The organism is Pedobacter sp., assembly GCF_035317785.1.
Classification (GTDB): Bacteria; Bacteroidota; Bacteroidia; order Sphingobacteriales; family Sphingobacteriaceae; genus Pedobacter.
Map to the genome: position 1 here is coordinate 1 of NZ_DATHGC010000094.1, position 9,585 is coordinate 9,585.

At 39.7% G+C, this 9,585-nt stretch carries 9 protein-coding genes; 5 read left to right on the top strand and 4 right to left on the bottom strand.

Going from position 1 to position 9,585, the window contains the following annotated elements; all coding sequences use genetic code 11:
• The 4 genes from VK541_RS05690 to VK541_RS05705 form a co-directional block, all read left to right on the top strand.
• Nucleotides 1–497 (top strand): tetratricopeptide repeat protein (locus VK541_RS05690; RefSeq protein ID WP_324367794.1); only part of this gene is annotated, 497 nt, incomplete at its 5' end.
• 67 nt (nt 498–564) lie between these two features.
• Nucleotides 565–1,713, top strand: coding sequence for a hypothetical protein (locus VK541_RS05695; protein ID WP_324367796.1), 1,149 nt, complete (start codon nt 565–567; stop codon nt 1,711–1,713).
• A gap of 147 nt (nt 1,714–1,860) precedes the next feature.
• Complete coding sequence (locus tag VK541_RS05700; protein WP_324367798.1) at nt 1,861–4,020, top strand: FUSC family protein; 2,160 nt, start codon at nt 1,861–1,863, stop codon at nt 4,018–4,020.
• 51 nt (nt 4,021–4,071) lie between these two features.
• Nucleotides 4,072–4,482 carry an organic hydroperoxide resistance protein gene (locus VK541_RS05705; RefSeq protein ID WP_324367799.1) on the top strand — a complete coding sequence of 137 codons (411 nt, stop codon included), beginning with the start codon at nt 4,072–4,074 and terminating at the stop codon, nt 4,480–4,482.
• Nucleotides 4,483–4,491: 9 nt separating this feature from the next.
• Here VK541_RS05705 and bioB read toward each other — a convergent pair whose 3' ends face one another.
• Genes bioB through VK541_RS05725 form a run of 4 tightly spaced genes read right to left on the bottom strand, consistent with a single transcriptional unit; the run spans nt 4,492 to nt 8,622 of the window.
• Entirely contained in the window at nt 4,492–5,499 is a 1,008-nt protein-coding gene (gene bioB / locus VK541_RS05710) for a biotin synthase BioB (protein ID WP_324367801.1), read from the bottom strand.
• A gap of 12 nt (nt 5,500–5,511) precedes the next feature.
• Complete coding sequence (gene mgtE, locus VK541_RS05715) at nt 5,512–6,861, bottom strand: magnesium transporter (RefSeq protein WP_324367803.1); 1,350 nt, start codon at nt 6,859–6,861, stop codon at nt 5,512–5,514.
• 24 nt (nt 6,862–6,885) lie between these two features.
• Entirely contained in the window at nt 6,886–8,007 is a 1,122-nt protein-coding gene (corA, locus tag VK541_RS05720; protein ID WP_324367805.1) for a magnesium/cobalt transporter CorA, read from the bottom strand.
• A 3-nt stretch (nt 8,008–8,010) separates the two neighbouring features.
• Nucleotides 8,011–8,622 carry a WbqC family protein gene (locus VK541_RS05725; RefSeq protein ID WP_324367807.1) on the bottom strand — a complete coding sequence of 204 codons (612 nt, stop codon included), beginning with the start codon at nt 8,620–8,622 and terminating at the stop codon, nt 8,011–8,013.
• Between the two features lie 38 nt (nt 8,623–8,660).
• Between VK541_RS05725 and VK541_RS05730 the strand changes: the two genes are divergently transcribed.
• The gene (locus VK541_RS05730) at nt 8,661–9,542 is read left to right on the top strand and encodes a lysophospholipid acyltransferase family protein (RefSeq protein WP_324367809.1); all 882 of its coding nucleotides are present in this window, start codon (nt 8,661–8,663) and stop codon (nt 9,540–9,542) included.
• The last annotated feature ends 43 nt before the right edge of the window (nt 9,543–9,585 follow it).

Here is a 9,585-nt window from a genome sequence, read left to right on the forward strand (position 1 = left end):
TCTATTTAGCGGAAGTGAAAGACAGTACGGCTGCGATTGCCTTGATTCAGGAGGCATCAGCCAAATTTCCGGGCGACAACGATCTGCTCGGCATGGAAACCAATTACTGGATAAAAAAGGGGGATGTAGCCAAGTCCCAGGAAATGATCAAGAAGCTCATTGAAAAAAATCCAAATAGTCCGGACTATCAAATCGCAATGGGGGACATCTTTTTCAAACAAGCGAATGATCTCCAGGATACGAGGAATAAACTTGCGACCGAGCTAGAAGCCAATAAAACCAACAAAGTGGATGCAAAAAAAAGCAAGGAATTTGAAGATCTTGGTGTAAAAATGAAAGGTATTTTAGATCAGGCAATACCCTATTATAAGGCTGCATCGGCACTGGATCCCAAAAGTGGATATGCACTGGACAAATTAAAATCAATTTATTACTTCAAGAACGATAAAGTAAATGGAGATGCTGTTCAAAAACAGCTGGATGCATTGCCTAAATAAATAGCATTTGCATTATAGAACTAAGAAGGAGGGGTAGTTTTATCCCTCTTTTTTTTAAATTTGTATTATGAGCAAAATATCATTTCTAAATATCACATTATTAGTGTTGATGACTTCTAATTTGGCATTCTCCCAAAGAAGCCAGGTTCAAATTGCGAGAAATAGTATTGGTAAACTGCATGTGGCAATTAATGCCAAAGCGGAACCCGCAAAACAACTTGGAATACTAGGGGAGGGCATTAAGGCAAGTGAAGCTGCTCAAAGCGACAGGAAAACAAAGAAATGGCCGGAAACATGGGCCATAAAAGCCTATCTAAGTTCATACATTTCGATAATCGATGCTGACGAAGGTAATGCGGACAAATATTACACATTAGCTATTGACGCGATTGATTCCGCAAGGCGATTAGATAAATTTCAGGCCAATTCCCGTTTGATTGACGCCGCTATTTATAACATCAACATCAGAAAACAAAATAAAGCGAATACAGCTTTCAATAACAATGATTTTGCTAACGCCTACAAACTACTAAAAGATGTCAGTGATTTCTTTCCAAAAGATACAGTTTTAGCGGTGAATACAGCATTGGCCGCACAAAATATACAAGCTTACGACAATGCCTTAATTTACTTCAAAAGAGCTAAAGATAACGGAGTAAAAAACCCTGTTTTATTTCAGAACTTATCCAACATCTATATATCAAAATTTGAAAATGAACTGGCTATAAAGACGTTGGAGGATGGCATAAAACTAAACCCTTATGATGCCAATCTTACAAATAGCTATATCAATCTTTTACTTGATAACGAAAAGTATGAAACCGCTATTAAGATAATAGAGAACACATTAAAAGTTGATTCAAAAAACAAGCTGCTATATTTCTTATACGGGTATTTACATCAAAACAACTCAAATTATAGTACAGCTGAACTTGCTTATAATAAGGCGCTGTCTATAGACGAGAATTATTTTGACGCACTATATCAAATGGGACTGGCATATGTTGGCTCAGCTAATGCAATACTTAAATCTTCCGAACAGGACAAAAGTCAAAAATATACCGCATTTATTAACAGAGCTGAAATTGCATTATTACAAGCGCATGAGATCAATCAGAACGACAAATCAACAGTACAGTTACTTATAGATATTTATACTCGTAAAAATAAGCTGGATAAAGTGCAGGAGCTTAAATCCAAACTGGAAGAGTTTTAAGTTAAAGTAATATTAAGGGTAGGTAAAGTTATTGGTTAACATAATATTAATTATGTATATTAATATAATATAATAATTCCGGCTCATTATTCCAATAAATATTGGTTTATAATGGAACTTTTTATATTTTGATGTCTTAACAAAGTTATGTTTAATCGTCCGATTAGAAATATACACGATTTTTTATTAAGCACATACTTTGCCGATGGCCTAAGAATTACTTTTGGAGTTCTTTGTCCATCTTTAATTCTTGCGCAATATGGGATGCTTCAATATGGCATGACGCTTTCCTTAGGTGCATTGTGTGTGAGTGTTGTAGATTCTCCCGGACCAATAGTTCATCGCCGAAATGCAATGCTGATCACTACAGGTTCGATTACATTAATATCGATTCTGGTCGGGCTTACAAATAACAGCATCTACTTTACAGCGATTGTGCTGGTTGTAAGCAGCTTTATTTTCTCTATGTTTTTCTTATATGGACTTAGAGCTGCGTCCATCGGAACAGCGTCGTTATTGGTTATGGTGTTAAGTATTGATGACATCAGGCCATGGGATGAAGTTCTGCTTTATTCTTTATTGATTTTCACCGGAAGTATCTGGTATACATTGTTAAGTTATTTGTTTTATCGCTTGCGGCCCTATAGACTTGTTCAGCAAACATTGAGCGATTCAGTGCATGAGATCAGTGACTTTTTAAGAGCAAAAGCAAAATTTTATCATCATGATGCGGATTACGAAAAAAATTATGCTGAACTGTTAAGACTACAGGTTTTAGTACATGAAAAACAAGACGCTGTAAGAGAAGTTCTATTTAAAACCAGAGAAGTTGTAAGAGAATCGACACCGGAAGGTAGATTTCTACTATTGGTTTTTGTTGATATGGTTGACCTGTTTGAACAGGTTATGTCAACTTATTATAATTATAAACAACTTCATGAACAATTTGACCCATCCGGAATCTTATCCCATTACGAGTCAGTTATTATAAAAATTGCCGATGAACTTGATGACATAGCGTTTTCGCTAAAAACCGGTGGAACCCCCAGCCTTCCCTCCTCTTTGATTGAAGATGTCGCAAAACTCAAGACTGAGATTATACAGCTTGAAATCGCCAATAAAGATGGGAAATATAATACATTAGGAATTATAGCGCTCAAAAACATTGAAGTAAATATTGAAAATATCCTCTCAAGGATTAAAACTATCAACGGATACTTTAATAAAAGTGAAAAAAAGAACCTCAAACCAAGGCATGTTGATATTGAAAAATTCATAACCAGGCAAAATATTGACCCAGGATTACTGGTAGAAAACCTCACTTTCAATTCATCCACATTCAGGCATTCACTTCGGGTTGCTATAGTTATGTTAATTGGCTTTGTGGTAGCCAAAACGCTCAATTTCTCACACAGTTATTGGATTTTATTAACAATTCTGGTGATCTCCAAACCTGGTTTTAGTCTTGCCAAAGAACGTAACTATCAAAGATTAATCGGAACGGTAATCGGTGCCTTTATTGGAATGGGTGTACTTATTTATGTCCACGATAAAAATACATTATTTGTTATATTATTGATCTGCATGATTGGATGCTATAGCTTTCAGCGAAAAAATTATGTAGTGAGTGTGCTATTCATGACGCCCTATATCCTTATTCTCTTCGAATTTTTAGGTATGGGCGGTCTGTCAATCGCCAGGGAACGTATCTATGACACATTGATAGGCTCAGGAATAGCTCTTTTAGCCAGTTACTCCTTGTTTCCCAATTGGGAGCATGAAAAACTTAAAGAAGCCCTGATTGATACTTTAAATGCAAATTTGAAATACTTTGAGCAGGTAAGTTTGTTTTATGCGCAAAGCATCAGTGATCTTACCAGTTATAAAGTAGCCAGAAAAGAAGTATATGTTACTTCGGCAAATCTTGCTTCACTATTTCAACGGATGTTTTCTGAGCCAAAAAGTAAGCAATTGCTCATGAAAGAACTTCATCAGTTCACCGCATTAAGCCATTTGCTGTCTTCATATATAGCTACTTTGTTTTTGTATAATAGAGAACATTCGTTTGGAGTTTCGGATTTTGAAGAACTAAAACCGGTAACTCAAAATACGGTATATCTTTTGAAGCTCGCAGGGGAAACACTTCAAAACAATACAGGAAATATTCAAAACGTGCCGTTAATTCGCAGAAGCATCAGCGACAAGCAAAACGCCCAAACATCAGAAGTAGTCGTAGCTGAACAGTTTGATCTCATACAAAAGGTGGCATATGACATCTATAAATTATCTGAAAAAATTAAAGTATAAAACTTTAAGCTATGAAGGTTGTTCTATCTTCATTAAAATAACAAATTGACTATGGAAAAACTATATACGGCATCTGTGACCGCAAAAGGCGGCCGCGATGGACACATAAAATCAAGTGACGGAATAATTGAATTTGATCTGAGAAAGCCAAAAGAATTAGGTGGTCAGGGGGGCGCAACAAATCCGGAACAGTTATTTGCGGCTGCATGGGGTGCTTGTTATTTAGGAGCTCTAGCTGCAATTGCACAGCATGACGGTGTCGATACTTCAGAAGCCACAGTAGAGGTTCATGTTTCTTTCAATCAAGATGGAAATTCATATGTCCTATCTGCCGAACTGGATGTTCATATCCCGGGGATCACAACGGAAGAAGCTCAAAGCATCGCAGACAAAGCGCATAGAGTCTGCCCTTACTCAAAAGCAACCAAGGGCAATATAGCAGCCAGGGTTACTGCTCTGTAAAATATGAACTTAAACCGAAGCTTCTGCCTTAATCGCGATGGTATTTACAGGTCTGCCATTCTTAAAAGCGTCCCGGGTCTTCAATCCCAAAAGTTCAAACATAGCCATATCATCCACAAAAGCAGGATTTGGCGTAGTCAGCAATTTATCACCGGCAAAAATTGAACTCGCGCCTGCCATAAAGCAAAAAGCTTGTTCCAGCGTACTCATTTCATTTCTTCCTGCTGACAAACGTACCACGGAGTTAGGCATTATAATACGCGCGGTAGCAATCATTCTGACCATATCCCAGATCGGAACCCTTGGTTGATTTTCTAATGGAGTGCCTTTTACCGGAACCAGCGCATTGACAGGAACAGACTCGGGATGAACAGCCATATTGGCCAGCGTCTGCAGCATAGAAACGCGGTCTTCCTCGGTCTCACCTAATCCAATAATCCCGCCGCTGCAAACCGTGAGCTTAGCTTTGCGGACATTCTTAATGGTGTTCAGACGATCATCATAAGTACGGGTAGAAATGATGCGCTTATAATCATCTTCAGAAGTATCTATATTATGGTTGTATGCATACAAGCCTGCATCAGCAAGACGCTGTGCCTGATTTTCAGTAAGCATACCTAAGGTACAGCAAACCTCCATGTCCATATCATTCACGGCTTTGACCATCTCAATCACCCGGTCAAAGTCCCGGTTATCCCGCACTTCGCGCCAGGCAGCCCCCATACATAAGCGTGAGGCTCCCCCCTCTTTGGCTTTTACAGCGGCACTCACCACCTGGCCCACCTGCATCAATGGCTGAACTTCCAGTTCAGTATGATAACGTGCAGCCTGAGGGCAATAAGAACAATCCTCCGCACAACCGCCAGTCTTAATGGAGATCAGCGAACTTACCTGTACCTCTGCGTAATCCTTATTTTCGCGGTGAACAGTTGCAGCCTCATAAACAAGATCTAAAAACGGTCTGTGATATATTTCTGATATTTCTTCTTTTGTCCAATTGTGTTTTGTGGGTTGCATATAATAATAAAATTAAAGTAAAAGTTTGCTTGCCAGCCCGAGCAGCAGCAAAAATCCGAAAACATCCGTAAAAGTTGTGATAATTATTGAAGAAGCAATGGCCGGATCAATTCCGACCCGCTTTAATATTAATGGTATACCTGCACCAGTTACCCCGGCTATCAGCAGATTACCTGTCATAGCCAGGAAGATAACCAATCCAAGCATAGGATTGGCATCAAAAAATAAAGCAAATAAAAATACGATCAAACCTGTTACTGCTCCATTGATCAGCCCCACAGTAAACTCTTTCAATACCGTTCGGTATGCCTGGTTATCTGTTAGGTCGTACAAGGAAATCCTTCTCACAGTTACAGCAAGCGCTTGAGTCGCCGCATTTCCACCCATGCCGGCAATGATGGTCATGTAAGCAGAAAGAACAGCAATACGTTCAATAGTCGGTGCAAAATGCCGCACCACACCTGAAGCCAGAAAAGCAGTACCCAAATTCAGGATCAGCCAGGGCAAACGTGATTTAACAGCCTCAATCCAGTTACCACTCAGTTCCTCATCTTCGGAAACCCCGGATATTTTCAGGATATCCTCCGTATTTTCATCTTCAAGTACGTCAATGACATCGTCAAAAGTAACACGTCCCAATAACTTCATGTCCTTATCCAATACCGGGATACTGGTGATGTTATACTGAGAGATCAGTCTGGCGACTTCTTCCTGATCCGTATCCGGATATACCCATGCCACTTCAGCCTTGACCAGCTCAGTGATTTTAACATTCCCCTTTGCCTTAATAATATCCTTCAAAGAAACAATTCCCTGAAAAACATTGTCATCATTGATTACGAAAATCGTGTAAAACTCCTCTATTTCTTCACTCTGTCTGATGATTTCATCAATCGCATCTTTTTTGGTAAGATCCAGATTGATCCTGATGAACTCGGTGTTCATCAAGCCGCCCGCAGTCTCTTCGTGATAGCTTAAAAGATTACGGATGTTCGAAGCATCATCCTCACTCAGGTCCTCAAGGATCTCAGCCTGCTCATGCTCTTCAAGCTGGGAGATAATGTCTGTAGCATCGTCATAATCAAGCTCCTCAACGATCTCCGTCCGCTTATCAGGATGCAGCTGAAGCAATAGCTCCTCCGGATGCGATTCCTCATGCATTTCAGAAATCACCTCAGAAGCGATCTCAACAGACAGTAAATTGATGATCCGCTGCTTATCGTCCTTGTTTAAACTCTCGAAAAGTATGGCAATTTCTGAGGCATGATACTCCTTCAGAAGAGCTTTCAGCTGTTCATCATCACCATTTAAGGCTACTTTAATCTTAGATATATCTGTTTTATCTAGTTCGAAGGATTGCACGAAGCTAAGGTAAGAATATCAGTTCTATTTAAACCATCCCTTGCGCCAGAAAAATATGATTTGTATGAAGGCAATAACAGCCATTATAATCATAGTATATAAATAACCATGTTCCTGATACAGTTCCGGCATGTTTAGCGGCAGCACCTTACCGGTCACAGGGTCCTCCCGGGAAAAGTTCATCCCATAAATACCTGCGACAAAGGTTAGCGGAATAAAAATAGACGACATGATGGTCAGCACCTTCATGACCTCATTCATTCTGTTACTGATAATGGACAGGTACATGTCCATATTGGTGACTGATATTTCCTTGAGAGACTCCACAATATCAATGATCTGGATGCAATGATCATAAGCATCCTTAATGTACATTTTGGTTTGTTCAGTAATGCGCGGACTATCCGTTCTCAATATGTCATTTAGTTTATCCCTTTCCGGCCACAATACCCTTCTTATTCCAATCAAGCTCCTTTTAATCATCTGAGTATCATACATTACCGTCCGGTCAGGTTTTTCAAAAAGGCGGTCCTCTATGGCATCCAGGTCCTCACCCCATTTGCCCAGGATCTGAAAATAACGGTCAATGATGACATCCATCAGTGCATACATCAGGTAGCTGCTCCCTCCCATCCTGATATTCCCCTTCCCTGATTTGAGCCGATTTCTGATGGGTTCAAGACAATCCTCATACCCCTCCTGAAACGTAAATAATGTATTGTCCATCAGCACAAAAGATACCTGAACATTATCCAGATCATCATTCTCATCAAAATGAAGCATCCTGCTCACCGCAAAATCATAACCCTCGTACTCCTCGAATTTAGGCCGCTGATAGGTTCTCGTGATGTCCTCCAGCACCAGTTTATTGACGCCCATATCCTGGCGGAACGTTTCAAACAAGGCCGGAGAATCAAAGCCCTTGATCTCAACCCAGAAAGTAAAACTCTGATCTGCAATGATTCGACTGATATGATTAATATGCTCCAGGTCCTGAACTTCATAAGTACCTGAACTGTACTTATACAGCTTAATGACCGGCTTCAATGCATTTGGATCAATATACACCAATCCCGGGCTCGAGCCTGCTTCAGGCAACGAATAATGCTTATGTTTCCTCTGCTTATGCTTTTGCTGTTTGGTCATAGATCAGATATATAATTTCGACTGAGGGCCCTGATTAAACAACAAGTCCACTATACTTAAGTTTGGTATGAATCCGTTTCTGTCATCAAAGACCTGAAAATAAGGTTTAAATTCAGAAATATTAAGCGGATTTTTAAAGTGGATACTTTTTCTAAAGTCATGAACAACATCCTGCCCTTCCATATATTCAGCAGTGAATTCCAGCATGACATTTTTCTTGAGCTGTTTTAATAACCAACGCATAATCTCCATGTTATAATCAAACAGGAAATCAAATTTTTGCTCATAAAACCGGAAAAACTCATCTTCATAGTACTCAAAATATGCCGAATTGCGATAGCAACTCTCCAGGCTTTTCCAATGCAATCTTTGCCAGTCAAAATCATTACTGATCTTTACATCTTTCATCTTCGTATGCATTTTAGCACCTTTTAGCACAGGTACGATCAAATGCAGGGGACCATTTGGTGAATATACCACCGCCCTGTTCCTGTATGTTTGCTTCACGAAATGCTCCTCCCTTTCTATCAAAAAATCAGCTTCGAAGTCTTTCAAATGAGAAAAATAACCAACCGGCGGAAGATAAAAAAGCGGGAATATAGCTAAACTTTGCATCTGATAAATTATGTTTGCATTCTTAATTCGCCAAAATAATGATAAAAAAAAGCTTTTCTTATATAGGAATATCTTTTTTGAACTTTTTGTCACTGCTTCCCCTCTCCGTGTTGTATCAGCTTGCAACTTTTGGATACCTGATACTGTACAGAATATTTGGCTACCGCAAAAAAGTAGTCCGCGATAACCTTCGCAATTCTTTTCCGGACAAATCTCCACAAGAACTCCTTAAGCTAGAAAAAACTTTTTTTAACTATCTGGCCAACCTGATCTTTGAGGTCATAAAGCTGCCATCCATTACAGACAAAGAGCTTGAAAGAAGAGTAAAGTTCAATAACCTGCATTTAATTACCGATTACTTTGACCGCGGGGAAAGCATTTTAGCCTGTACGGGTCACTATGGAAACTGGGAGCTTGGAATGATGGCCCTTGGACTTAAAATACCATCCAAAGCCTATGTAATTTACAAACCGCTAAGCAATCCCGCATTTGATGCCTGGTTCTATAAAACACGTATAAAATCAGGCAATGTATTTATACCCATGCGTCAAACCCTGAGGGCGGTGGCGGGCACAAGAAATCAGGTGACCATGTTCTGCTTTGCCGGGGATCAAACCCCCGTAAAAGATGAAGCCCATTTTTGGATAGATTTCCTGAATCAGCCCACACCAGTTTTATTAGGCGTAGAAAAAATCGCCCTGCAGACCAACAGGCCGGTGATCTACTTCAACATGCAGCTGATCAAAAGAGGGTATTACGAAGTGGATTGTTACCTTGTTTCAGAAAAGCCGGCTGAAGCCAAAGAACATGAGATTACTAGGGCAACTTTTGAGCGCCTGGAAAAAATAATTAATAATAACCCACCCTACTGGCTATGGAGCCACAGGCGATGGAAACATAAACCAGATAACGCAGGATGACAGTACCGAGTGTAGCAGTAGTGATTTTAAATTGGAACGGAAA

Excerpts from the sequence above, each read along its gene's own strand:
- bioB (WP_324367801.1), bottom strand. The coding sequence starts at position 5,499 with ATGCAACCCACAAAACACAATTGGACAAAAGAAGAAATATCAGAAATA.
- corA (WP_324367805.1), bottom strand. The coding sequence starts at position 8,007 with ATGACCAAACAGCAAAAGCATAAGCAGAGGAAACATAAGCATTATTCG.
- VK541_RS05730 (WP_324367809.1), top strand. The coding sequence starts at position 8,661 with ATGATAAAAAAAAGCTTTTCTTATATAGGAATATCTTTTTTGAACTTT.
- VK541_RS05695 (WP_324367796.1), top strand. The coding sequence starts at position 565 with ATGAGCAAAATATCATTTCTAAATATCACATTATTAGTGTTGATGACT.
- VK541_RS05725 (WP_324367807.1), bottom strand. The coding sequence starts at position 8,622 with ATGCAAAGTTTAGCTATATTCCCGCTTTTTTATCTTCCGCCGGTTGGT.
- VK541_RS05700 (WP_324367798.1), top strand. The coding sequence starts at position 1,861 with ATGTTTAATCGTCCGATTAGAAATATACACGATTTTTTATTAAGCACA.
- VK541_RS05705 (WP_324367799.1), top strand. The coding sequence starts at position 4,072 with ATGGAAAAACTATATACGGCATCTGTGACCGCAAAAGGCGGCCGCGAT.